The 24,246-nt window shown below is 67.2% G+C and carries 22 protein-coding genes; 11 read left to right on the top strand and 11 right to left on the bottom strand.

Annotated features, from left to right (window positions below; all coding sequences use genetic code 11):
• The first annotated feature begins 47 nt into the window (after positions 1-47).
• The 4 genes from thiM to thiC all read left to right on the top strand — a co-directional run bounded on the left by thiM (position 48) and on the right by thiC (position 4,350).
• Positions 48-854, top strand: a complete 807-nt coding sequence (gene thiM, locus Q352_RS0102290) for a hydroxyethylthiazole kinase (protein WP_028497936.1) — start codon at positions 48-50, stop codon at positions 852-854.
• On the top strand, positions 851-1,510 hold the full coding sequence (thiE, locus tag Q352_RS0102285) for a thiamine phosphate synthase (RefSeq protein WP_028497935.1): 660 nt from the start codon (positions 851-853) through the stop codon (positions 1,508-1,510). Before thiM ends, thiE begins: the two co-directional genes overlap by 4 nt.
• Entirely contained in the window at positions 1,510-2,334 is an 825-nt protein-coding gene (gene thiD, locus Q352_RS0102280) for a bifunctional hydroxymethylpyrimidine kinase/phosphomethylpyrimidine kinase (RefSeq protein WP_028497934.1), read from the top strand. Before thiE ends, thiD begins: the two co-directional genes overlap by 1 nt.
• 105 nt (positions 2,335-2,439) lie before the next feature.
• A complete protein-coding gene (gene thiC, locus Q352_RS0102275) occupies positions 2,440-4,350 on the top strand; it encodes a phosphomethylpyrimidine synthase ThiC (RefSeq protein ID WP_028497933.1) in 1,911 nt (636 codons plus the stop codon).
• Between the two features lie 75 nt (positions 4,351-4,425).
• Here thiC and Q352_RS0102270 read toward each other — a convergent pair whose 3' ends face one another.
• The 4 genes from Q352_RS0102270 to Q352_RS0102260 all read right to left on the bottom strand — a co-directional run bounded on the left by Q352_RS0102270 (position 4,426) and on the right by Q352_RS0102260 (position 7,078).
• Positions 4,426-4,941, bottom strand: coding sequence for a DUF2059 domain-containing protein (locus Q352_RS0102270; protein ID WP_028497932.1), 516 nt, complete (start codon positions 4,939-4,941; stop codon positions 4,426-4,428).
• Between the two features lie 86 nt (positions 4,942-5,027).
• Positions 5,028-5,594: a sensor histidine kinase gene (locus Q352_RS23845; RefSeq protein ID WP_211249587.1), complete on the bottom strand. Its 567-nt coding sequence runs from the start codon at positions 5,592-5,594 to the stop codon at positions 5,028-5,030.
• A gap of 9 nt (positions 5,595-5,603) precedes the next feature.
• Positions 5,604-6,416 (bottom strand): sensor histidine kinase, encoded by an 813-nt coding sequence (locus Q352_RS23840; protein WP_211249586.1) that lies wholly within the window; start codon positions 6,414-6,416, stop codon positions 5,604-5,606.
• Positions 6,413-7,078, bottom strand: coding sequence for a response regulator (locus Q352_RS0102260; protein ID WP_028497931.1), 666 nt, complete (start codon positions 7,076-7,078; stop codon positions 6,413-6,415). Before Q352_RS0102260 ends, Q352_RS23840 begins: the two co-directional genes overlap by 4 nt.
• Positions 7,079-7,295: 217 nt before the next feature.
• On the opposite strand from Q352_RS0102260, the gene Q352_RS0102255 reads away from it, so the two are divergent.
• The 3 genes from Q352_RS0102255 to Q352_RS0102245 all read left to right on the top strand — a co-directional run bounded on the left by Q352_RS0102255 (position 7,296) and on the right by Q352_RS0102245 (position 11,254).
• On the top strand, positions 7,296-8,393 hold the full coding sequence (locus Q352_RS0102255) for an ABC transporter substrate-binding protein (RefSeq protein ID WP_028497930.1): 1,098 nt from the start codon (positions 7,296-7,298) through the stop codon (positions 8,391-8,393).
• Between the two features lie 61 nt (positions 8,394-8,454).
• The gene (locus tag Q352_RS0102250; RefSeq protein ID WP_028497929.1) at positions 8,455-10,197 is read left to right on the top strand and encodes an ABC transporter permease; all 1,743 of its coding nucleotides are present in this window, start codon (positions 8,455-8,457) and stop codon (positions 10,195-10,197) included.
• Positions 10,190-11,254 carry an ABC transporter ATP-binding protein gene (locus tag Q352_RS0102245; protein WP_028497928.1) on the top strand — a complete coding sequence of 355 codons (1,065 nt, stop codon included), beginning with the start codon at positions 10,190-10,192 and terminating at the stop codon, positions 11,252-11,254. The genes Q352_RS0102250 and Q352_RS0102245 overlap by 8 nt, the downstream gene beginning before the upstream one ends.
• A gap of 21 nt (positions 11,255-11,275) precedes the next feature.
• On the opposite strand, the gene mfd is transcribed toward Q352_RS0102245, so the two are convergent.
• The 7 genes from mfd to Q352_RS19520 form a co-directional block, all read right to left on the bottom strand.
• Positions 11,276-14,671 carry a transcription-repair coupling factor gene (gene mfd / locus Q352_RS0102240; RefSeq protein WP_028497927.1) on the bottom strand — a complete coding sequence of 1,132 codons (3,396 nt, stop codon included), beginning with the start codon at positions 14,669-14,671 and terminating at the stop codon, positions 11,276-11,278.
• An 85-nt stretch (positions 14,672-14,756) separates the two neighbouring features.
• Positions 14,757-15,089: an EscU/YscU/HrcU family type III secretion system export apparatus switch protein gene (locus Q352_RS0102235; protein WP_028497926.1), complete on the bottom strand. Its 333-nt coding sequence runs from the start codon at positions 15,087-15,089 to the stop codon at positions 14,757-14,759.
• Entirely contained in the window at positions 15,086-16,252 is a 1,167-nt protein-coding gene (gene fliK / locus Q352_RS0102230) for a flagellar hook-length control protein FliK (RefSeq protein WP_028497925.1), read from the bottom strand. The genes Q352_RS0102235 and fliK overlap by 4 nt, the downstream gene beginning before the upstream one ends.
• A gap of 155 nt (positions 16,253-16,407) precedes the next feature.
• The gene (locus Q352_RS0102225) at positions 16,408-17,931 is read right to left on the bottom strand and encodes a multicopper oxidase family protein (protein ID WP_028497924.1); all 1,524 of its coding nucleotides are present in this window, start codon (positions 17,929-17,931) and stop codon (positions 16,408-16,410) included.
• A 63-nt stretch (positions 17,932-17,994) separates the two neighbouring features.
• A complete protein-coding gene (locus tag Q352_RS0102220; RefSeq protein ID WP_146744994.1) occupies positions 17,995-18,360 on the bottom strand; it encodes a hypothetical protein in 366 nt (121 codons plus the stop codon).
• 14 nt (positions 18,361-18,374) lie between these two features.
• Entirely contained in the window at positions 18,375-19,121 is a 747-nt protein-coding gene (gene rlmB / locus Q352_RS0102215) for a 23S rRNA (guanosine(2251)-2'-O)-methyltransferase RlmB (protein WP_028497922.1), read from the bottom strand.
• Positions 19,122-19,208: 87 nt separating this feature from the next.
• Positions 19,209-21,362: a putative bifunctional diguanylate cyclase/phosphodiesterase gene (locus Q352_RS19520; protein ID WP_211249585.1), complete on the bottom strand. Its 2,154-nt coding sequence runs from the start codon at positions 21,360-21,362 to the stop codon at positions 19,209-19,211.
• 493 nt (positions 21,363-21,855) lie between these two features.
• Between Q352_RS19520 and Q352_RS0102205 the strand changes: the two genes are divergently transcribed.
• The 4 genes from Q352_RS0102205 (at position 21,856) to Q352_RS19515 (ending at position 24,244) form a co-directional block, all read left to right on the top strand.
• Positions 21,856-22,239: a hypothetical protein gene (locus Q352_RS0102205; protein WP_146744993.1), complete on the top strand. Its 384-nt coding sequence runs from the start codon at positions 21,856-21,858 to the stop codon at positions 22,237-22,239.
• Positions 22,240-22,341: 102 nt separating this feature from the next.
• Complete coding sequence (gene coaD, locus Q352_RS0102200; protein WP_107888750.1) at positions 22,342-22,872, top strand: pantetheine-phosphate adenylyltransferase; 531 nt, start codon at positions 22,342-22,344, stop codon at positions 22,870-22,872.
• A gap of 5 nt (positions 22,873-22,877) precedes the next feature.
• Positions 22,878-23,807: a Nudix family hydrolase gene (locus Q352_RS0102195; protein WP_028497919.1), complete on the top strand. Its 930-nt coding sequence runs from the start codon at positions 22,878-22,880 to the stop codon at positions 23,805-23,807.
• A complete protein-coding gene (locus tag Q352_RS19515) occupies positions 23,804-24,244 on the top strand; it encodes a hypothetical protein (protein WP_036385054.1) in 441 nt (146 codons plus the stop codon). The genes Q352_RS0102195 and Q352_RS19515 overlap by 4 nt, the downstream gene beginning before the upstream one ends.
• The last annotated feature ends 2 nt before the right edge of the window (positions 24,245-24,246 follow it).

The raw sequence follows: 24,246 nt of genomic DNA, 5'->3' as shown, positions 1-24,246 counted from the left end.
CCGTGCGCCGCTCGCGCTTCCGCTGTCATGCTGCCCGAAGGGACCGCATGTCGGAATCGACGCCACTCACTTCCTCCCGTGCCGCGCACGAGATCGTCCGTGTCCGCGCCGCGGCGCCTCTGGTCCATTGCCTGACCAATTCCGTGGTCACCCCGTTTACCGCCAATGTGCTGCTGGCGTGCGGGTGTGCGCCCGCCATGGTGGTTGCCCGCGAAGAGGTTGCCGCGTTCGCCGCCGTGGCCTCGGCACTGTCGGTCAATGTCGGGACGCTGGATTCGCACCAGGCCGAGGCGATCCTGCTGGCGGTTCGCGCCGCTGCCGAGGCCGGTACGCCGTGGACACTGGACCCGGTCGCTGTGGGCGCGCTGGCCTATCGCACGGCATTCAGCCATGAGCTGCTGGCGTTTGCGCCGGCGGCAATCCGCGGCAATGCGTCGGAAATCATCGCGCTGGCCGGACTCGGTCATGGCGGCCGCGGCGTCGACAGCACCGCCGGCAGCGACGAGGCGGTCAGTGCCGCCGTGGCACTGGCGCGCCGGACCGGCGCCGTCGTCGCGGTGACCGGTGCCACCGACTACATTACCGATGGCGAACGACTGCTGTCGGTCGCCAATGGCCACCCGCTGCTGCAACGGGTGACCGGTACCGGCTGCTCGCTGTCGGCGCTGGTCGCCGCCAGCATGGCCGGGGCGCCGGACCGGCTGCATGCCGCCGCCAGTGCCTGCGCATGGATGGCCATTGCCGGCGAACAGGCTGCCGAACAGGCCGCCGGTCCCGGCAGTTTCGCCGTGGCGCTGCTCGATGCGCTGGCCGGACTCGATGCCCCGACCCTGGAACGGAGGTTGCCGGCATGAGGCGCGAACTCGATCTGACCGTCTATCTGGTACTCGACCCCGACCTGTGCGGCGGCATCGACGGCATGTGCCGGGTGACCGAGAGCGCGCTGGAAGGCGGCGTCACCCTGGTGCAGCTGCGTGCGCCGCAGTGGAAGAAACGGCAGTGGGTCGACGCCGCGCGCGCGCTGTTGCCGCTGTGCCGCTGTGCCAATGTCCCGCTGCTGATCAATGACCAGGTCGATGTGGCGCTGGCGGTCGACGCCGACGGCGTCCATGTCGGCCAGCAGGACCTGCCTGCGGCAGAAGCCCGGCGCCTGCTCGGTCCGTCGCGCATTGTCGGCCTGTCGGCGTCGAACGCCGCCCAGCTGGCCGCCGTCGACGCCGGGGTGGTCGACTATGTGGGCGTCGGTCCGGTCTACCCGACCGGCACCAAGCCGGATGCGTCGCCGGTGATCGGCCTGGCCGGTTTTGGCGAACTGATGCGGCAGAAAACGCTGCCGGCGGTCGCCATTGGCGGCATCGGCCCCGCGAATGCTGCTGCCGTCTATGCGGCCGGTGCCGACGGCATTGCCGTGGTGTCGGCCATTTGTGCCGCTGCCGACCCGCGTGCCGCTGCCGCCGCCCTGCGGGCGCTGAGCCACGTTCCCGTCATCCCGTCCGCCAGCGAGTCCTGATGTCCCTGCCCGAACATCCCGCCTTCATTCCGCATGCCCTGACCATCGCCGGCTCCGATTCCGGCGGCGGCGCGGGTATCCAGGCCGACCTGAAAACCTTTTCCGCGCTTGGCGCCTATGGCCTGTCGGTCATCAGCGCGCTGACCGCGCAGAACACGCGCGGTGTCACCGGCGTGCACGCGGTGCCGCCGGCTTTTGTCGCCGCCCAGCTGGACGCGGTGTTCAGCGATATCCGCATCGACGCCGCCAAGTGCGGGATGCTGGCCACGGCCGACATCATCCATGCCGTTGCTGCCAGCGTTCGCCAGTACCGGCCGAAGTGGCTGGTGCTGGATACGGTGATGATCGCCAAGGGCGGCCATCCGCTGCTGGCCGCCGATGCCGTGGCGGCGCTGCGCGACGAACTGCTGCCGCTGGCGTCGCTGATCACCCCGAACCTGCCGGAGGCCGCCGCGCTGCTGGGCGAGCCGGTGGTGCGCGACGAGGACGGCATGCTGGCCCAGGCCGAGCGCCTGCTGGCGCTGGGGGCTGACGCGGTGCTGATGAAGGGCGGTCATCTGGAGAACACGGCGGACAGCCCGGACTGGCTGGTGACCCGCGATGGCGCCGAACGCTTCCCGGCGGTACGCGTTGTCACCCGCAATACCCACGGTACCGGCTGCACCCTGTCCGCCGCGCTGACGGCGCTGCGGCCGCAGCGACGCAACTGGGCCGAGACCGTTCACGACGCCAAGCACTGGCTGACCGAGGCGCTGACAGCGGCCGACCGGCTGCAGGTCGGACACGGTATCGGCCCGGTCCATCATTTCCATGCCTGGTGGTAACGCCATTCCGACGCCCGGCCGGCCGCGCGACAGCGCATCGCGAACTGCTGGCGTCTGCAAACCGGGTGGCCTGAACGCCACCCAGAAACCGAGAGAGAACTGCCCATGACCGCCCGCGATTTCCGTGCCGACGACGCCCATGTCGACCAGGCCGCCATCCAGCCGCTGCCCGCGTCGAAGAAAATCTATGTGCAGGGCTCGCGTCCCGACCTGCGCGTGCCGATGCGCGAGATCAGCCTGACCGATACCACGCTGAACGGTGGCGTCGAAGCCAATCCGCCGGTGACGGTCTATGACACGTCCGGGCTCTATACCGATCCGGATGCGCGCATCGATATCCGCAAGGGGCTGCCCGAGCTGCGCGCACCGTGGATCGACGAGCGCGGTGACACCGAGCGGCTGGCGCAACTGACCAGCGCCTTCGGCCGCAGCCGGCTGGCCGATGCCAGTCTCGATCCGCTGCGCTTCGAACTGGTGCGCACGCCGCGCCGCGCCCGCGCCGGCAGCAATGTCACCCAGATGCACTATGCGCGCCAGGGCATCGTCACCCCGGAAATGGAATTCGTCGCCATCCGCGAGAACCTGCGCCGCCGCGAGTATCTGGAAAGCCTGCGCGCCAGCGGCCCGCAGGGTGAAAAGATGGCGGCCTTCATGACCCGCCAGCACCCGGGCGAAAGCTTCGGCGCCAGCATTCCGGCCGAGATCACGCCGGAATTCGTGCGCGACGAGATCGCCCGCGGCCGCGCCGTCATCCCGGCCAACATCAATCACCCGGAAGTCGAACCGATGATCATCGGCCGCAATTTCCTGGTGAAGATCAATGGCAATATCGGCAATTCGGCCGTCACGTCGTCGATCAACGAGGAAGTCGACAAGATGACCTGGGGCATCCGCTGGGGTGCGGACACCATCATGGATCTGTCGACCGGCAAGCATATTCACGAAACGCGCGAGTGGATCATCCGCAACAGCCCGGTGCCGATCGGCACGGTGCCGATCTATCAGGCGCTGGAAAAGGTGAACGGCAAAGCCGAGGACCTGACTTGGGAGCTGTTCCGCGACACGCTGATCGAGCAGGCCGAGCAGGGGGTCGACTATTTCACCATCCACGCCGGCGTGCGCCTGGCCCACGTGCCGCTGACCGCCAACCGCATGACCGGCATCGTCAGCCGCGGTGGCTCGATCATGGCCAAGTGGTGTCTGTCCCACCATCAGGAAAATTTCCTGTACACCCGCTTCGACGATATCTGCCAGATCATGAAGGCCTACGACGTCAGCTTCAGTCTTGGCGACGGCCTGCGTCCGGGCTCGGTCTGGGATGCGAACGACGAGGCACAACTGGCCGAACTGAAGACTCTGGGCGAACTGACGCAGATTGCCTGGAAACATGATGTGCAGGTGATGATCGAAGGCCCGGGCCATGTGCCGATGCAGCTGATCAAGGAGAACATGGACAAGCAGCTGGAATGGTGCGACGAAGCGCCGTTCTACACCCTGGGCCCGCTGACCACCGACATCGCCCCCGGCTACGATCACATCACGTCGGCGATCGGTGCCGCGCAGATCGGCTGGTATGGCACGGCGATGCTGTGCTACGTGACGCCGAAGGAGCACCTGGGGCTGCCGAACAAGGCCGACGTCAAGGAAGGCATCATCACCTACAAGCTCGCCGCGCACGCCGCCGACCTGGCCAAGGGCCATCCCGGCGCGCAGATCCGCGACAATGCGCTGTCCAAGGCCCGCTTCGAGTTCCGCTGGGAAGATCAGTTCAACCTCGGCCTCGACCCGGACCGCGCCCGCGAGTTCCATGACGAAACCCTGCCGAAGGACAGTGCCAAGGTCGCGCATTTCTGCTCGATGTGCGGCCCGCACTTCTGCTCGATGAAGATCACCCAGGACGTGCGCGATTTCGCCGCCCGTCAGGGTATCGCCGAACAGGACGCGCTGCGCCAGGGCATGGAGACCAAGGCCATCGAGTTCAAGAAGGGCGGCGGCAAGCTGTACGACAAGGTGTAAGCGGGCAACTGCCATGTCCTGACACAGAAACGCCACCCCTCGGGGTGGCGTTATTGCGTGGGCCGGCGATGACGCTCAGTGCTTGCGGGCGGCCTTGTCTTCCTGCATCTGCTTGACCGACTCGGCCAGCGCGGCCTGCAGGCGCGGCACGATGACGCTCATGCGCTCCTGGATCTGCGCCGTGGTCCGCTTCGAGACTTCCGGCATTTTGGTGGTCAGCATTTTGCCGGTCGGCGTGCGGTAGAAGGCGATCAGCTGGTCGATCTCGTCCTGGGTGAACACTTCCTGGTACAGCTTCACATAGCCAGGGCGCAGCGCCTCCCAGCTCAGTTCGGTACGGATCGTTTCCAGCGACTTGCTGGCATACAGGCGCAGCGCCTTTTGCTGGTCGGCATCGAGCTGCATTTCCGTGATCAGCTCCTGGTTGATGTTTTCCAGCACCTGGCCGGCCTGGTCGGACATCTGCACGGCCAGCTGTCTGGCACCGGTGACATCCAGCAGGGTGTCGATGGACTCGACACTGGGCGTGGCGGCCAGCGCGGGGCGGATCAGGCAGGTGGCGAACAGGACAATGGCGAGCAGACGGCGCATGGCGCAATGACTTTTGGATTGAGGTCCGCGCATTGTGTCATGTCCGGGCCGGATTGCATGCCGATTGCCATTGTCGGCCGCAGGGGTCAGGGCGGCGCAGGATGACCGGCAAAGCTGACGTGCACCGTCAGCCCGCCGCCTGGCGTATCGTCGAGCCGGATGCGGGCCGCATGGCGGTGGGCGATTTCGCGCACGATGGCCAGCCCCAGTCCGCTGCCGTCGGCCCGGGTGCCGGCCACGCGGTAGAAACGGCTGAAGACCTTGTCGCGTTCGGCCGGCGCGATGCCGGGGCCGTTGTCGATCACGGCCAGCCGGGGCCCGTCGGAACTGGTGGTGACGGCGACGGTGAGGCGCGGGCCGGCGTGGCGGATGGCATTGTCGATCAGGTTGCCGATCATTTCCTGCAGCAGGGCCGGCTGGCCCTCCATCCAGGCGTGCTGCGCGCCGTCGTAGCCGAGGTCGATGCCATGCCGGCGGGCGACCGGCGACCATTCCAGTGCCACGTCGCGCGCCAGCGCCGCCAGATCGACCGGCTCGCTGGTGGCCACCAGACCGCTGTCCGGCTCCAGTCGTGACAGCGACAACAGTTGCTGGACGCCGTGGGAGGCCTGATGCAGCGTGTGCAGCTGGCCGCGCAGCCGCTGATGCAGCACGGCCGGGTCCTATTCGCGCAGTGCCAGTTCGGTCTGGGCCTGGATGACCGCCAGCGGTGTCTTCAGCTGGTGGGCAGCATCGTCGAAGAAGCGCCGGCGCGCGCTCAGCATCTGCTGCATCCGTTCCACATGCCGATTCAGCGCGGTGACCAGTGGGCGGATTTCGGTCGGCAGATCGCGGGTGTCCAGTGCCTGCAGCCTGTCGCCCCGCTGCGCGCCGAGCGCTGCCGACAGCCGGTCCAGCGGCTTGAGGCCATGACCGATGGCGAACAGCACGATGGCCAGCGCCAGTGAGACCAGTACCACTTCCTGCTGCAGCGAGCCGATCAGGATTTCGCGCGCGAGCTGGCGGCGCAGTTCCGGGGTTTCGCCGACCAGCACCCACACGCTGCGGTGGCTGCCGCGACTGACGTCGTAGACCGGCTGGCGCAGCGCGATCAGGCGCAGGGTGTCATCGCGAAACGGGGCTTCGTAGTACTGCGGGCGGAAGTCGGGCGGACCGTTGCCGGCCGGCAGCGGCAGGTCGGCGTAGCCGGTCAGCGTGCTGCCGTTGTCCTCGGCCACCCGGTAGAACACCCGCCCCTGGGAATTGGCTTCGAACAGCTCCAGTGCCAGATAGGGCAGATCGACCTGCAGGCGGTTGCCATCCAGCCGCACCCCTTCGGCGATGGCCTTGGCCGAGGTGAACAGCGTACGGTCGAAAGCCATGTTTGCCGTGCCCATGGCGCGCTGGTAGGTCAGCCAGGCGTCGAAACCGAGCAGGACCAGCAGCGGCAGCAGCAGCCAGACCGCCAGCTTCAGGCGCAGGCTGGACAGTGTCATTTCGCTTCCAGCAGATAGCCGAGGCCGCGCAGGGTGACGATGGCGACCGGGGCGTGGCCGAGTTTCTTGCGCAGCCGGTGGATGTAGATCTCGATGGCATCGGCGCTGCTGGACTCGTCCAGTCCGAAGATCTTCTCCGACAGCGTGTCCTTGCTGACCGCCTTGCCGTCGCGCAGGATCAGCACTTCCAGTACCGCATGTTCGCGCGGCGTCAGCTGCAGTCGCTCACCGGCCAGCGTGAACTGGCGGCCGGCACTGTCGTAGCTGAGCGGGCCGCAGTGGTGGACATTGCTTTCCTGGCCATGGCTGCGGCGGATCAGTGCCCGGGCGCGCGCTTCGAGCTCGGCCAGCTCGAAGGGCTTGGGCAGGTAGTCGTCGGCACCGAGGTCCAGCCCGCGCACCCGGTCGCCGACCGCGCCGTGTGCGGTCAGGATCATGACCGGCACCCGGTTGCGACGTGCGCGCAGCCGGCGCAGCACTTCCCAGCCGTCCAGCCGCGGCAGCGCCAGATCGAGGATGACCAGTGCGTAGTCCTGGGTGTGCAGTACATGGTCGGCGTCGGCGCCGTTGTGCATGCAGTCGACGCTGAAGCCGGCCTGGGTCAGGGCGCGGGTCAGCGATTCGGCCAGTGGCAGGTGGTCTTCGACAAGCAGGATGCGCATGGTGACGGAGCGATGGAAAAACGGGAAATCCAGTGTAGCGACTCCCGCAATGCACAATGAAAATAATCCGCAGGCGGGCCGGGTTGAAAGCGAATCGAAAGCGGCGACTGCCTATTCTCGTGTCACACAACTGACATTCCGGGCGGCGCTGGTGCCGCCGGGGCCGCGATCGCCGGGCACAACGGCGGCCGGTCGTCAGCCCACAAGGAGATTCTGCATGAAGCGATTCAAGCAACTCGCGCTGGCCGCTGCGCTGGCCTGTACCGCCGCCACTGCCCTGGCCGATCCGCTGCCGCCCGGCTATCCGGCCAGCTACAGCAACCAGATCGCCGCCGCGCGCAAGGAAGGCAAGGTCGTGGTCTACTCGACGACCGATACCGCCGCCGTCCGTCCGCTGATCAAGGACTTCGAAGCGCTCTATCCGGGCGTCCGGGTCGAATACAACGATATGAACAGCACCGAGCTGTACAACCGCTTCATCAGCGAGGCTGCCGCAGGCGGCGGCTCCGCCGACGTGCTGTGGAGCTCGGCGATGGACCTGCAGGTCAAGCTGGTCAATGACGGTTTTGCCGCCAGCTATGCGTCACCGGAAGTGGCGAACCTGCCGGGCTGGGCGCATTACCAGGGCCTTGCCTATGGCACCACCTTCGAGCCGATTGCCATCGTCTACAACAAGCGGTTGCTGACCGCTGCCGAAATTCCGCAGACCCATGCCGATCTGGCCCGCATCGTCCGTGCCAATCCGAAGAAATTCGCCGGCAAGGTCACCACCTACGATATCGAGAAGTCCGGCGTCGGCTTCAACTACCTGACCCAGGACTATCGCGTGGCCGGCAATGCCACCTGGGATCTGATCCGCGCGCTGGGGGCGACCGGTCTCAAGGTGCAGTCGAGTACCGGGGCGATGCTGGAACGCATCTCGTCCGGCGAGAACCTGATCGGCTACAACATCATCGGTTCCTATGCGTTCACCAAGGCCAAGAAGGACCCGTCGATCGGCTATGTGTATCCGAAGGACTACACGCTGGTGGTCAGCCGGCTGTCGGTGATTTCAAAGAGCGCACGCTCGCCGAATGCGGCGCGGCTGTGGACCGACTACCTGCTGTCGAAGCGCGGACAGACCCTGCTCGCCAACCAGGCCGACCTGTTTGCCATCCGTGCCGACGTGACCGGCGAGACGTCGATGGCGGGCCTGACGCGCCAGCTTGGCAACAGCCTCAAGCCGATCCAGGTCGGCACCGGATTGCTGGTGTATCTGGATCAGGCCAAGCGTCTGGAATTCCTGAAGACCTGGAAGCAGGCTCTCGCCAAGTAACACCGATCGACGCCCGCCGCGCGGCCGGATGTCCGCGGCGGCGTCCACCAGGAACACACCCATGACTTCCCCTCTCCCGTCGGCGCCGACCCTGGCGCCTGCGCAGGCCCCGCTGCGCCTGCCGCCCGTTCTGCGGCGGCTGACCCCCTCGCGCTGGCTGACCATCGGCCTGGTGCTGGTGGCGGTGCTGATGCCGCTGTCGCTGATCGTGTACCAGAGCCTGCTGTCCGCACCGTTCTTCATGCCGGACAAGACACTGAGTCTCGATGCCTACCGTTTCATTTTCGATGACCCGGACTTCTGGTCGGCGCTGGGCAATTCGGTCGCCATTGCCGCCGGCATGCTGGTCATCGCCGTGCCGCTGGGCGGGCTGCTGGCCTTCCTGATGGTGCGCACCAATCTGCCCGGCCGTCGCTGGCTGGAACCCCTGCTGCTGACGCCGGTGTTCGTGTCGCCGATGGTGCTGGCATTCGGCTATGTGGTCGCCACCGGTCCGGTCGGCTTCTACTCGCTGTGGTGGCGCAATCTGTTCGGCGATGTGCCGTGGAACATCTACACCCTGTCCAGTATCGCGCTGATCGCCGGCCTGACCCATGTTCCGCACGTGTACCTGTATGCCTCGGCCGCGCTGCGCAATCTTGGCGCCGATGTCGAGGAGGCGGCGAGAATCTCCGGAGCGACGCCGTTCCGGGTGGCGCGCGATGTCAGCCTGCCGATGGTGATGCCCTCGCTGATGTTCTCCGGCGTGCTGGTGTTCTTCCTCGGCTTCGAGATTTTCGGCCTGCCGCTGGTGCTCGGCGACCCCGAGGGGCACCTGGTGCTGGCGACCTATCTGTACAAGCTGACCAACAAGCTCGGCATTCCGTCCTATCACCTGATGGCGGCGGTGGCGATGTGCATCGTGGCGGCCACTTTCCCGCTGGTGCTGTTGCAGCGCCGGCTGCTGCGCAGCGCGAGCAAGTATGTGTCGATCAAGGGCAAGGCCGCACGCCAGCAGCCGCTGCCGCTCGGCAACTGGCGCTGGCTGGCATTCGCCATCATCGGCCTGTGGCTGGCAGTGACCGTGCTGGTGCCCCTGTCCGGCATCGTGCTGCGCGCTTTCGTCAGCCACTGGGGCGATGGCGTATCGCTGCTCGACTCGCTGACGCTGTCCAATTTCACTGACCTGTTCGAGCAGGACAATATGGTGCGCGCCATCACCAATACCCTGGGGGTCGGCGTGATCGGCGGGCTGGTGGCGGTGGCCGCGTATACCGCGATCGGCTTTGCCGGCCACCGGCGTGCCGATGGCGGCAGCCGGCTGCTCGACTACATCGTGCTGTTGCCGCGCGCAGTGCCGGGCATCCTCGCCGGCCTGGCCTTCCTGTGGGTGTTCCTGTTCGTGCCGGGGCTGAAGGAGCTGCGGAACTCGATGTTCTCGATCTGGCTGGCCTACACCGTGGTCTGGCTGGCCTACGGGATGCGGCTGGTCCAGGGCGCGCTGATGCAGGTCGGGCCCGAACTGGAGGAGGCCGCGCGCAGCGTCGGCGCCAGCCGCGGCCGAACCAGCCGCGATATCACGCTGCCGCTGATCCGCTACGGGCTGCTAGCCAGCTGGCTGCTGATCTTCATGATTTTCGAGCGGGAATACTCGACGGCGGTCTATCTGCTGTCGCCGGGCACCGAGGTGATCGGTTCGCTGCTGGTGTCGCTGTGGGCAACCGGCGCGGTCGATCAGGTCGCTGCCCTGTCGGTCATCAACATTGCCATGGTCGGCGCCGGTCTGGCGGTCGCCCTGCGTTTCGGAGTGAAACTTCATGACTAAGCTTGTTGTCGAAAATCTGCACCTGAGCTACGACGCCCATCCGATTCTCAATGGTGTGTCATTCCAGCTCAAGGCCGGAGAAGTGGTGTCGCTGCTCGGCGCGTCCGGCAGCGGCAAGACCACGCTGCTGCGCGCCGTGGCCGGGCTGGAACAACCGTCGGATGGCAAGATCCTGCTCGATGGCAAACTGCTGTATGACGGCGCCAGTGCGCACAACCTGCCGGTTGAGCAGCGCGCACTCGGGCTGGTGTTCCAGTCCTATGCGCTGTGGCCGCACCGTTCGGTATTCGACAACGTGGCCTATGGCCTCAAACTGCGCCGGGTCGGCACGGCCGAAATCCGCCAGCGCGTCGACCAGGTGCTGACGCAGCTGGGGCTGGCGCAACTGGCCGGGCGCTTTCCGTTCCAGTTGTCGGGGGGCCAGCAGCAGCGGGTCGCCATTGCCCGTGCGCTGGTCTACAACCCGCCGGTCATCCTGCTCGACGAGCCGCTGTCCAACCTGGACGCCAAGCTGCGCGAGGAGGCCCGTGCCTGGCTGCGCGCGCTGATCATCGAACTCGGGCTGTCGGCGCTGTGCGTGACCCATGACCAGACCGAGGCGATGGCGATGTCCGATCGCATCCTGTTGCTGAAGAACGGCCGCATCGAGCAGGAGGGCACGCCGGCCGAGCTGTATGCCACGCCGAAATCGCTGTACAGCGCCGAGTTCATGGGCAGCAACAACAAGCTGGCGGCACGGGTGGTCGCGGTCGACGGCCGCCGGGTGCGCATAGCCGGCGCGGACTGGGAACTGGCCGGGCAGGCGATCGACCATGTCACCGTCGGCGCCGGTGCGCAGGCGGTGATCCGGCTCGAACGTGTCAGCGTGGCCGACGGCCCCGGAGACAACCGGGTCCGCGCCCGGCTGGTGACGGCCATGTACCTCGGCGACCGCTGGGAGTATCTGTTCGACCGTGGCGACCTGCGCTTCCGCGCCTTTGGCCACACGCCACGAGAGGCCGGAGAGTACTGGGTCGAGTTTCCGGCCAACGACTGCTGGGTGTTTGCGGCGGCGTAGCCGTGCAGGGCGCTGGTGGCGTTACGCTGCCAGCTCCTTCAGCAGTTCCTTGACCCGCACCGCACGCATGGCCGGGTCGTTCAGCGTGGCTTCGACCCGCAGCTTGTCCTGGCCGGCGAGCTTGTAGTTCCGCTTGCTCTGGATCAGACCGATGATCTTCATCGGCTCGACCGGCGTCTGGCTGGAGAAGGTCAGCTGGATTGCCGTGTCCGACGCGTCGCAGCGGCTGACGCCGAGATCGCGCGCCAGCAGGCGCAGGCGGTGACTGTCGATCAGCAGCTTGACCGGCGGCGTCGGCAGGCCGAAGCGGTCGATCAGCTCCTCGTGGATTTCGTCGATGTCGGCACCGGTGTCGCAGCTGGCCAGCCGCTTGTACAGCACCAGCCGTTCATGAACGTCCGGGCAGTAGTCGTCCGGCAGCAGTGCCGGCGCGTGCAGATTGATCTCGGTGGTTACGCCCAGCGGCTGGTCGAGATCGGGCTCCTGGCCCTTCTTCAGCGCCTTGACCGCCGCCTTCAGCATTTCGGTGTACAGGCCAAAGCCGACTTCCTGCATTTCGCCGGACTGGCCTTCGCCGAGCACTTCGCCGGCGCCGCGGATTTCCAGATCGTGCATGGCCAGGTAGAAGCCGCTGCCGAGGTCTTCCATCGCCTGGATCGCCTCCAGCCGCTTCTGCGCATCGCGGCTGATGTTCTCCGGTGTCAGCAGGTAGGCATACGCCTGGTGGTAGGAGCGGCCGACCCGGCCGCGCAGCTGGTGCAGCTGCGCCAGACCGAACTTGTCGGCGCGGTGGATCAGGATGGTGTTGGCATTCGGGATGTCGATGCCGGTTTCGATAATGGTCGAGCACAGCAGCACGTTGAAGCGCTGCTGGTTGAAGTCGCGCATCACCTGTTCCAGCTCGCGCTCGCGCAGCTGGCCGTGGGCGACGCCGACCCGGGCCTCGGGCAGCAGCTCGACCAGCTTCTCGCGCATGTTCTCGATGGTTTCGACCTCGTTGTAGAGGAAGAACACCTGGCCGCCACGCTTGAGTTCGCGCAGCACGGCTTCGCGGATCACGCCATTGGACAGCGGGCTGACGAAGGTCTTGACCGACAGCCGGCGGCTTGGCGCCGTGGCAATGACCGAGAAGTCACGCAGCCCCTCCAGCGACATGGCCAGGGTGCGCGGAATCGGCGTTGCGGTCAGCGTCAGTACGTCGACATTGGCGCGCAGCCGTTTCAGCTGTTCCTTCTGGCGCACGCCGAAGCGGTGCTCCTCGTCGATGATGACCAGCCCCAGGCGCTTGAACACCACGTCCGGCTGGACCAGCCGGTGGGTGCCGATGACGATGTCGACCGAGCCGTCGGCCAGCCCGGCCAGGGTGGCCTTCTGCTCTTTGGCCGAGCGGAAGCGCGACAGTTCGGCGACCTTGACCGGCCAGTCGGCAAAACGGTCGGCAAAGCTCTGTGCATGCTGTTCGGCCAGCAGCGTGGTCGGTACCAGTACCGAGACCTGGCGGCCGGCCATGGCGGCGATAAAGGCGGCGCGCAACGCGACTTCGGTCTTGCCGAAGCCGACGTCGCCACAGACCAGCCGGTCCATGGGCTTCTCCGCGCTCATGTCGGCGATGACCGCCTCGATGGTGGCCTGCTGGTCGGCGGTTTCCTCGAAGCCGAAGCCGGCGGCAAAGGCGTCGTAGTCGTTGGGGCTGATGGTGAAGGCGTGGCCGGCGCGGGCGGCACGCTGGGCGTACAGATTCAGCAGTTCGGCCGCGGTGTCGCGCGCCTTTTCGGCCGCGCGCTTGCGCGCCTTGTCCCACTGGCTGCTGCCGAGCCGGGTCAGCTGGACATTGTCACTGGCCGAGCCGGCGTAACGGCTGATCATGTGCAGTTGCGCCACCGGTACGTACAGCTTGGCGCTGTCGGCGTACTCGATGGTCATCATCTCGGTCAGCCCTTCGCCGAGATCGAGTGACTCCAGCCCCAGGTAGCGGCCGATGCCGTGGGTTTCATGCACGACCGGATCGCCGACCTTGACCTCGGCCAGATCGCGCAGCATGGCGTCGGTGTTGCTGCGCTTGCGCTGCTGGCGCGGCGTGCGTGCCACGGTCTGGTACAGGTCGGATTCGGTGATGAAGGACAGACCGGCCGCGCGGTCGACAAAGCCGCGCGTCAGCGTGCCGGCCAGCAGCGCGCAACGGACGTTGCCGTCGACGAAGTCGGCCAGGCTGTCCAGCGGGGTCGGCTTCAGCCCGTATTCGGCCAGCAACTGGTAAATGGTTTCGCGCCGGCCCAGGCTTTCCGCGATCAGCAGTACCCGGGTGTCGGTGCTGTCGACGAACTGCTTGAGGCGGGCGACCGGCACGTCGGCGCGGCGGTCGACGTTCAGGTCCGGCAGCAGGGCGACATCGTCCGGCAGCGCGCCTTCGGTGTCGATGGCCAGCCGCGGATACGGCTTCAGCGCGCTCATCAGTGCATCGGGGCGCAGATAAAGCTGGTCCGGCGGCAGGCACGGGCGGGCGGTTTCGCCGCGCAGCAGGTCGTAGCGGCTCTGTACCTCGCGCCAGAAGCCCTCGGCGGTCGCCAGCGTGTCGGCGTGCATGGCGATGGCGGCGTTGTCGCCGAGATAGTCGAACAGCGTCGAGGTGGTGTCGAAGAACAGCGGCAGGTAGTACTCGATGCCGGCCGGCACGCTGCCGGCCGAGATGTCCTTGTACAGCCGGCAGCGCGACGGATCGCCCTCGAAGGTCTCGCGGAAATGCTGGCGGAAGGTGGTGACGCCATCGTTGTCGGTCGGGAACTCGCGCGCCGGCAGCAGGCGGATATCCTGCACCGGGTAGACGGTGCGCTGGGTATCGACGTCGAAGGTCCGCAGGGTTTCGATTTCGTCGCCGAACAGGTCGATGCGGTACGGCAGATTGCTGCCGGTCGGGAACAGGTCGACCAGCCCGCCGCGAATCGAGAACTCGCCCGGTGCATAGACCTGGGTCACATGGGTATAGCCGGCCCGCGTCAGATCGGCGCGCAGGCGCTCGACATCGAGCGTGTCGCCGACCTTGAGGAAGAAGGTGCGTCCGGCCAGGTATTCGAACGGCGACAGCCGCATCATCGCCGTGGCCGCCGAGGCGACCACCACGTCGGCCTGGCCCTGGCGCAGCTTCCACAGTGTCGCCAGCCGCTCCGACACCAGGTCGGCGTGCGGCGAAAAGTGGTCGTACGGCAGGGTTTCCCAGTCCGGCAGATAGGCGATCCGCAATGACGGCGCGAAGAACAGCATTTCGTCGGCCAGCCGGCGTGCGCTGTGCGCGTCGGCGGTCAGGACCAGCAGCGGGCGCCCGCCATCGCGGGCGATGGCCGCCAGCCGGGCGCTGTCGGCGCCGGGAGGCAGATGACCAAGGGAGTGTTTCTGACCGGGAACGGGAAGGACTGACGACATGGGCTGCGATTCTGGACCGGGTGGGGCGGACGAAGCGGGGATTATACCGATGCGGTCGCCCGCGACCGCGCATCGGACCAGTACATCATGGGGTCGTCGGCGGAGATATCCAGTCGGGGAGTTGCGGCGGGTTTTCTTCGTCGGCACCGGCCGCCTGCCGTTCCAGGTAGTAGACAAAGGCGAGTACTTCCGCCACAGCCTGGTACAGCTCGGACGGGATCTGGCTGTCGAGATCGACCTGCATCAGCAGATTGACCAGTTGCGGCGACTCGTGGACGAAGACATCGGACGCCCTGGCGCGTTCGATGATGCGGGCGGCCATCTCGCCCCGGCCCTTGGCCACCACGCGCGGCGCGACCGAGCCCTGGCGGTAGGCCAGCGCCACGGCGCTCTGGCGTTCGGCGTCGCGGCGGCTCATGTTGCCTCCCGGTTCACGGAGTACTGCAGCAGGGTAAGTCCGGTTTCGCTCAATTGATGCTGGAGGCGGTCGCGCTCGGCGGCGATGCGGGCTGCCGTGCGCGGGTCGAGCGCATCCATGCGGATCTGTACACCCTGACCGTCCAGCGTGATGCGTGCCTCGATGGCGCCGAGTGACGGCAGGTTCAGTGCCAGCCGGCTGACCCAGCGGCGCGGGGCCTCCTCGCGGCCGTCGGCTTCGCGGTCCGGCGCGGTCTTGTCTTCCTCGATCAGCCACTCGAACGGCTGCTCCGGCCAAGCCGCGCCCTGCATCAGCACCTGGCGGTGTTCCAGTGTGTCGAGCTGGCGTGCGACCAGCTGCCCGAGTGCGGCATTGGCGTTCTGGTGGCGGGCGCTGTCGACCTCATCGCCGGCCTTGCCGGTGGCCTGGGCCGGATCGTCGTCTGTGCGTTGCTGGTGCAGCAGTGCCAGTGTGGCCTTTGGCAGTTCCAGCTTCGCCTGCGGCTCGGCCCGGACCTGCTCCAGCGTGCGCTTGCCCTGCACCCACTCGGCCAGATGCGCCTCGTAGAAGGTGCCGCTGCCGGACAGCATCTGCTGCAGCGCGCCGGCCAGTGCCCGGGTGTTGACCTGGCCGTTGGCCAGCATGATCGGCCCCAGTTGCGAGGCTGCCGGCGTTGGCGCGGCATTGGCGCCGCCGGCCGCCGGGCGCTGGCCCGGTTGCGGCAACAGCGGTTCGCGCACCACCGGCTCGGCGCCACGACTGGCCTGGGTCAGCAGGGCACCCAGATAGCGCGAGGCGCCGGACAGGGTCACCCGCGACAGCTGGCGGTCGCTCTGCTCCTGGACCGGTTCGCTTTCCAGCCGGAATGACAGCCGCGGCGTGACCTGCGCCACGGTCAGTTTCAGCGTGGCGCCCGGTTCGGCCGCCAGCATCTGGCCGCGGCCGAGGTTCAGGGTCAGTAACTGGTTTTTGACCAGCACCAGGAAACGGTTGCCGGCGAGGTTGTCCACCACGCGTGCCGATACCTGCTCGCCCGGCTTCAGGTCGGGCAGGCGGGCCGGCGTCGGATTGACCTCCAGGATCGGCCGGACGTCGCGAAGGACTTGGCCGAGCTGGCCCGGGGACAAGTCCCGGATGGTCAGGGTGGGCTGGATCGGTAGCATGGCGGGCGGTCAGAGTCAGGTGCCGGGATTGTACTGGTCCGGGCGGTCCGCGGCTAACCCCGGGGCGGACGACGGGTATCGGGAGAGGCCGCCGCGCAGGCGGCCTTCCCGGTAGTTTATCGACTCCCGCGCGGGGAAGTTCAGCCGTTTCCGGTTTACGCGTGCACGGCCAGTGTGCCCATCATGCCGAGATCCTCATGTTCGAGGATATGGCAGTGGTACAGGCGCTCGCCCGGGGTGTCGAAGCGCACGCGCAGGGTCAGGCTGGCGCGCGGTGCCAGATTGACCGTATCGCGCCAGCTCGGCGGCTGTGGCTTGCCGTTGCGGGCGATCAGCTGGAACTGGCCGCCATGCAGATGGAACGGATGATCCATATGGCTGTCATTGACCACTTCCCATTCCTCGATCTGCCCGACCTTGCCGCTCAGGTCGACACGGTTCATGTCGTAGGTTCTGCCGTCGATCAGGAACATGTTTTTCATCATGGCCATCATGCCGCCACCGGCCATGCGGTGGTCCATCGGCCGCTCCGACAGCACCACGCGGCGGCGGATGTCCGGCCGGCCCAGTGGCACGATCGTCGCCAGCTGCGCCGGCAGGCTGAAGGCCGCTGCCGGTGCACGGTCGGCGACGGCGACGGTCATCAGCGGCAGTGCCGCGGTCTGCTCCGGCTGCATCATCTTGCCGCGCGCATACGGCAGCGAAACCAGTTGCAGCGACTGGCCGACCCGGGCCGGGAAGGTCACCAGCAGTTCGGTGCGTTCGCCCGGGGTCAGCAGCAACTGCGACAGACCGGTTTCCGGCCGGGCCAGCGCGCCGCCATCGGTGCCGACCCGGGTCAGGGTCGCGCCGGGCAGCGACAGCAGCAGATAGCGTGCCGCGCAGGCATTGAGCACGCGCAGGCGGCGGGTTTCGTTCGGCGCGACATCGAGTCGCGGCCGGTACTGGCCGTTGACCAGCACCACTTCGCCTTCGCGGCCGTCCATCCAGTCGGCCGGCGTGTGCGCGGCCACCTGGTTGTCGCGATCGAAGCGCTGGTCACTGATGACCAGCAGCGACTCCGGCAGGCCGGCGAACGGATCGTTGCGATGGCGGATGATGACGGGACCGGCCAGGCTCATCGCTACCTGGCGCGCAGTCAGGCCATGCGGATGCGGGTGATACCAGAAGGTGCCGGACAGGTCGTCGGGGAGGGTGAATCCGGCACGGAACGAGCCGCCCGGTGCAATGGCATCGCGCGGATGGCCATCGACGCGCGGATCGACCGGCAGACCGTGCCAGTGCACGGTCGTTTCTTCGGGCAGGCGGTTGTTCAGCGTGATGGCGACCCGGTCGCCGGCATTCAGCTCGATCAGCGGGCCAAGCGGCCCGGCGTTGTAGCTCCACAGCCGGGTCGGCGCACCCGGCAGCAGTGCATGCCGGGTTTCCGCGATATCGATGACGCCGCTGAACGTGCCGGCCTCGGTGCTGCGGTTGGCCAGCCGGGGCAGGGTAGCCAGTGGCTGCCCCGCCGGCGGCAGGGCGTCCGGCGACGACGAGGGGGCATGCATGGCGGTCATGCCGTTCATCGGCATGCTGTCGTGCATCGGCATGCCGTGACCGGCGTGCGGATTGGCGCGGGCGGCCAGCGGCCACAGCGGGGCGCTCGCCAGGGCGGCGAGGAGAGTGCGTCTTTGCATGATCATTCCTTTCAGAGTCGAATCCCTGCCGTCAGGACGGCAGGCAGTGGCAGGCAGGAAAGATCAGGCGCGGGGCGGTTCGTCCGGCGGCGGCAGCGCGCGCGAGCGCAGCGGCGGGGTCGGGGCCGTGCGCCGCTGCGGGGTGAAGGGCAGCGAGACGGCCATGCCGCCCGCCATCGGTACCGCCTGCGGGCAGCAGGCGTGGGTGCCGCCACCGGCATGGGTCGCGCAGGATGACGGCGTGGTGTCGTCCGCCGCCATGGCCGACGGGCTGTGGCAGCGGCCGGCGGCCTGGGGGTGCCCGATCTGCGTCGACACCGATGCGCGGGGCATCGGCTGCATGCCGGCAAACGCGTCGGGCGCGATGGCCAGCGCCGCCAGCCACACGATGGCGGCCAGCAGCATGACGGGATCGAGAAGGCGTTTCATGGCTTCAGTATGGCTCAGCCGGCGGCCAGTACGCGCTGCCGGCGCGATTCGCTGAGTACCATGCCGGTGGCGACCGACACGTTCAGGCTTTCCACCGTGCCGAACATCGGGATGCTGACCAGCAGATCGCAATGTTCGCGCGTCAGGCGGCGCATGCCTTCACCTTCCGAGCCCATGACCCAGGCCAGCGGACCGGCGGCATCGCAGTGGTAGAGGTCGGTGCTGGCGTCCATGTCGGTGCCGGCGATCCAGATGCCGCGGTCCTTGATGTCGCGCAGGCAGCGGGCCAGATTGGTCACCTGCACGTACGGCACGACCTCGGCCGCGCCACATGCCACCTTGCTGACGGTGGCGTTCAGGCCGGCGGAGCGGTCTTTCGGCGAGATGACGGCGTGGACGCCCATCGCATCGGCCACGCGCAGGCAGGCGCCGAGATTGTGCGGGTCGGTCACGCCGTCGAGGATCAGCAGCAGCGGCGGTTCGTTCAGCGTGTCGAGCACGTCGTCGACATTGACGATGCGGTGGCTGACGTCGATGACCGCTGCCACGCCCTGGTGGCGCGCGCGGCCGGTCATGGCGTCGAGCCGGGCGGTATCGACGCTGATCACGCGCACGTTCTCGCTGGCGGCCTTGTCGAGCACGTCCTGCATGCGACGGTCGTCACGGCCGGCGGCGACGAACAGCTCGACCAGGCTTTTCGGCGACTGGAACAGCCGGGCGTTGACGGCGTGGAAGCCGTGAATGAGTTTTTTCTGCGACATGGGCGGACGATCCTGCGTGATGGCCGGCGGGGCGGGGCCCCGCCGGGCGGTAAAGCCGGCATTGTACGTGCTGCGGCTGGCCGTTGCTCAGAGATCCATCCGGGTGGCACTGTGCCGCGAGGTGCCGCTGCGGATATAGGCGGCGAGCGCTTCCGGCGGCAGCGGCCGGCTGTAGTAGAAACCCTGGATCAGGTCGCAGCCACAGGCGGCGAGGAAATCGCGCTGTTCGATGGTTTCCGCCCCCTCGGCCACGACGGTCAGCGCCAGCTTCCGGGCCATGGCGACAATGGCCTCGGTAATGGCGACATCGTTCGGGTCGTTCGGCACGCCGTCGATAAAGGTCCGGTCGATTTTCAGCGCGTCGAGCGGCAGGTTCTTCAGCTGCGACAGGCTGGAGTAGCCGGTACCGAAGTCGTCCAGTGCCAGATGCACGCCCAGTGCTTTCAATTCGTTCAGCAGGGCGACCGCCGCGTCGGGCTGTTCGATCAGCGCGCTTTCGGTCACCTCCAGCTCGATCCGCTGCGGGGCGATGCCGGCACTGGTCAGCGCGTCGGTCAGGACCTGGCACAGCGAGGAGTCGGCAAACTGGCGTGCGGACAGGTTGACCGCCACCCGGGGCACGCGAATGCCGGCGGCGTCCCAGCGGGCGATCTGTTCGCAGGCGGCACGGATCACCCAGTGGCCGAGCACCAGCACCAGACCGGTTTCTTCCGCCAGCGGGATAAAGCGCGACGGCGGGATCATGCCCCATTCCGGGTGGTGCCAGCGCGCCAGCGCCTCGACCGCGACGATCAGCCCGGAGTCCGGATCGACCTGCGGCTGGTAGTGGAGTTCGAGCTGCTGGCGGGTGATGGCGTTGCGCAGCGCATTTTCCATGGTCAGCCGCTCGCTGGCCTGGCTGACCATGCTGGCATTGAAGAACGCATAGGTATTCTTGCCGGCGGTCTTGGCACGGTACATCGCCACTTCCGCATGGCGGAGCAGCGTCTGGGCGTTGTGGCCATCCTCGGGGTAGACGGCGATGCCGATCGAGCCGGTGACGGTCAGTTCCTTGCCGTCGAGCACGCTGGGCTGGGCCAGTTCGTCCAGCAGGTGCTCGACCTGCAGCGCCAGCTTCGCGCGATCGCCGGTATTGGTCAGCACGGTGAATTCGTCGCCGCCGACCCGGCTCAGCAGTGCATCCTTGCCGACCGCATAGTTGAGCCGGGCGGCGATCACGCGCAGCAGGTCGTCGCCGCCGCTGTGGCCGAAGCCGTCGTTGACCAGCTTGAAGCGGTCGAGATCGATGAACAGCAGGGCGAATGCCGTGGCCGATGTCCCTTCGCAGGTGGTCTGCAGCCGGGTGAGAAATTCGGCGCGGTTGGTCAGCCGGGTCAGCGGGTCGTGGGTGGCGAGGAAGACCAGCCGGTCCTCGGCGTCCTTGTGCTGGCTGATGTCGTTGAATACGCAGACGTTGTTGATCAGCTCGCCTTCCGGGTCATGCACGGCGCTGATCGACAGCCGGACCGGATACAGGCGGCCATTGCGATGGCGATCGAGGAACTCGCCCTGCCAGCAGCCCTGCTCATCCAGGGACTGCAGCATCTGGCGGTTGATCGCCCGGCCCATGTGGTCGACGCGGAACAGGCGCGAACGGCGGTTGACCACCTCGTCGGCCTCGTAGCCGGTAATGCGGGTGAATGCGCGGTTGACGGCGATGATGCGTGCATCGCCATCGGTCAGCAGGATGCCTTCGGCGGCGTTGTCGAACACGATGTCGGACAGGCGCTGCTTGTGCTCGGCCTCGGTCCGGTCGCTGACGTCGATCATGATGCCGATGGTGGCGTCGGCGCCGCGGTATGGTGCGAGCCGGCTGTGGACCTCGGTGTCGATGCGGCGGCCATTGCGATGACGCAGGCGGAGCTGAAAGCGCATGTCGATGATCTGGTCCCGCCGGCGGCGCTGCAGCTGGAGGCGGACCCGTTCGCGCTCTTCCGCGTCCAGCAGCGCGGAAGTCGGCAGGCCGGTCATTTCGTCCTGGGTATAGCCGAGCATGTCGGCCGCGCGCGGGTTGCAGTAGACGACAATTTCGTTCTGCACGATGTAGATGCCGGCCAGCGATTGCTCGATCAGCGCGTCATGGTTGGTCTGCAAATCGCCCAGCCGCTGCCCCTGGTGGCGCAGGTACAGCAGCGTGGCGGCCAGCAGCAGGGCGAGAACGGCGGACAGCGAGATCCATGTGGTCAGGGGGGCAGTGGACAAATCGTCGGCGAAAACCGGGGTGGACAGAGTCGACAGGACGGCGAGACAACAGCGTCGCATGGCCTGCGAGACATCTAACATAGCTTTCCTCCAGAGTGCCGGGCGCGGAACGGATTTGTCACGATAATGTCATGGGATGAGGCCTGTGTTCAGGGCGACCGCATCGGACAGAGACGGATTGTGGTGAAAAATGACGCGACTGCCTACCCTTTGCGTGAAGCCGGGTCACCGTCAGCAGAAAACGGCAGGGGGGAAGCGCCGGTCCGGACTGGTCCTGGCCCTGCGACGGCGGGGACGGAAAGGACGGAATTCCATCCGGCGGGCTGCCGTTTGCACGCCATCCCGAGTCCCGGCGCTGCGCTGACCACCTGCCTCCTGCCCATGAGCAGTCCGGAAGCCTGCTTTGTCTGTATCCGCGTCCTCCGTGATAATGCGGAATCCGTCGTCGCCGGGAACTGCCGGCACGACCCTGACGTCCCCCGGAGATTGATCGATGATAGCGACTCGCGCCCGATTCATGCTGCTGATTGCCGCACTGGCTGGCGGGCTGGCCCTGCCGGCGCAGGCCTTGCCGCCACCGCAGGCGGGGCAGCTGCTCAATGTCGGCGCCGACGCCGTCGTGGCCGTCCGCCTCGATGCCGTTCGCCGCGACGGTCCGTCATGGACGATCTGGGCGACCGTGGACGAAGTCTTTCGCGCGCCGCTGCGGCGCGGGGACGTGATCCAGATCAGCGGCTTCGGCGGTGATCGCGCGCCGCAGGTCGGCGCCCGCCTCGTTGTGGCGCTGGAACGTCGCGGGGCCTGGTGGTCGCTGCCGTCCCAGGACCAGGCCTTTCCCGATTCTCCCGCCCTGCGTGCCGCGTTGCGGCGCGGCTGACGGCATTCCTTTCGGGTTTTCCGGCTGGCGTCTTATGACGCAATGCAAAAAATTCTTTGCCGCTGACCCTGTGAAGCGATTACATTTTGCAGATTGTTGCGTATGTCACATAAAGGAAAGCGTCCATTGAAGCGCGCCGTCTATGCGGGCAGTTTCGACCCGGTGACCAATGGTCACCTGTGGATGATCGAGCAGGCGGTCGAGCTGTTTGACGAACTGGTCGTTGCCATCGGGGTCAACCCGGACAAGTTCTGCACGTTCAGCGCCGAGGACCGCGCGGCCATGCTGCGCGAGACCACCCGCCAGTACAACAACCTGCGGGTGGAGCTGTTCGACAACCAGTTTCTGGTCAATTACGCACAATCCATCGGTGCCAACTACATCGTGCGCGGCATCCGTACCGCAAGCGATTACGAATACGAACGTGCGATGCGTTATGTGAATTCGGACCTGTATCCGAACATCACCACCATCTTCCTGCTGCCGCCGCGCGAATACGCCGAGGTCAGCTCGACCATGGTGCGCGGACTGGTCGGCCCGAAGGGCTGGGAAGACGTCATCCACCAGTACGTGCCGGAACCGGTTTACCTGCGGCTGCGCGAATACGAGCGCCGCCGGCTCGAGGGCAAGTAAGCAGCATGCGCAAATGGACACAGGTCGTCGCCGGGGTGCTGGTCAGGCCCGACGGCGGCTTTTTTCTTTCCAGCCGCCCCGAAGGCAAGCCGTATGCGGGGTACTGGGAGTTTCCCGGCGGCAAGATCGAAGCCGGCGAGACCCCGTACGCGGCGCTGTGCCGCGAGCTGGACGAGGAACTCGGCCTGACCGTCACCCACGCCACACCGTGGCTGACCCAGCATTTTCACTATGAACACGCCGATGTCCGGCTCGACTTCCACCGGGTGACCGGCTGGAGCGGCGAGCCGCAGGCGCGCGAAAGGCAGACCTGGGCCTGGCAACGGGCAGCCGATGCGCTGAGCGTGTCGCCGGTGCTGCCGGCCAATACGCCGATTTTTCGCGCGCTGTCGCTGCCGGCCACGCTGGCGATCACCTGCGCGCAGGAACTTGGCCGTGACACCGTGATTGCCCGCGTCGCGGCCGACCCGGCCGCATTCGGGCTGATCGTGGTGCGCGAACCCGGCTGGAGTACCGCACAGCAGCATGCACTGGCCGCCGAGCTGGCCGCCCTGACCCGCCCGCACGGCGGACGGGTGCTGCTGGCCGGGGCCAGCGATGCGGGGCCGTTCGACGGCCTGCACCTGAACAGCCGCCAGCTGCATGCGCTCGACGCGCGTCCGGCCGGTGACTGGGTCGGCGCCTCGGTACACGGTCAGGCCGATATCGAACAGGCTGTCGGCCTGGGACTGGACTACGTGATGCTCGGCCACGTGCTGCCGACGCCCTCGCACCCGGACCTGCCGCCGCTGGGCTGGGACCGCTTCACCGAACTGGCCGGCGGCCGCTGGCCCTTGCCGGTCTACGCGCTCGGCGGTCTGTCCGTCACGGACCTCGATCGTGCCCGCGAAGCGGGCGCGCACGGCGTCGCCTGCATGCGGAGTGCCTGGCGATGAGCGGCCCGGTTCCGAGACGCAAACTGCTGCTGGTCGCGCTGGCCCTGATCGTGCTGGCGCTGATCAAGGCCGGTGTCGCCTGGTACTGGTGGCACAACCGCACCGACACGGTCGCTGCGGTCGAACTGCGCTGCCCGGATCTTGCGCAGGCCTGTGCGCTGGGGGACAGCGGCGCAACCCTGACCTTCGTGTCGCCGCCACAGCACAGCGCGCCGTTCGTGGTCGAGATCGCCGGCGCCGACGCGACGCCGACCGCCGGTTTCGACATGGTCGGCATGAGCATGGGCGTTGCCCGCTACCGCTTCGTGCCGGCGGGAGACGGTCGCTGGCGCGCCAGGATCACGCTGCCGGTCTGCGTGACCGGCTCCAGCGACTGGATCGGCAGCTTCGTGGTAGACGGGCACGAATACCGCCTGCCGTTCACTGTCGGCCGGTGAGT

It is taken from the genome of Microvirgula aerodenitrificans DSM 15089 (assembly GCF_000620105.1).
GTDB classification, from domain to species: domain Bacteria; phylum Pseudomonadota; class Gammaproteobacteria; order Burkholderiales; family Aquaspirillaceae; genus Microvirgula; species Microvirgula aerodenitrificans.
The sequence above is the reverse complement of the archived record's forward strand: the minus strand, read 5'-3'. Positions and strand labels throughout refer to the sequence as shown.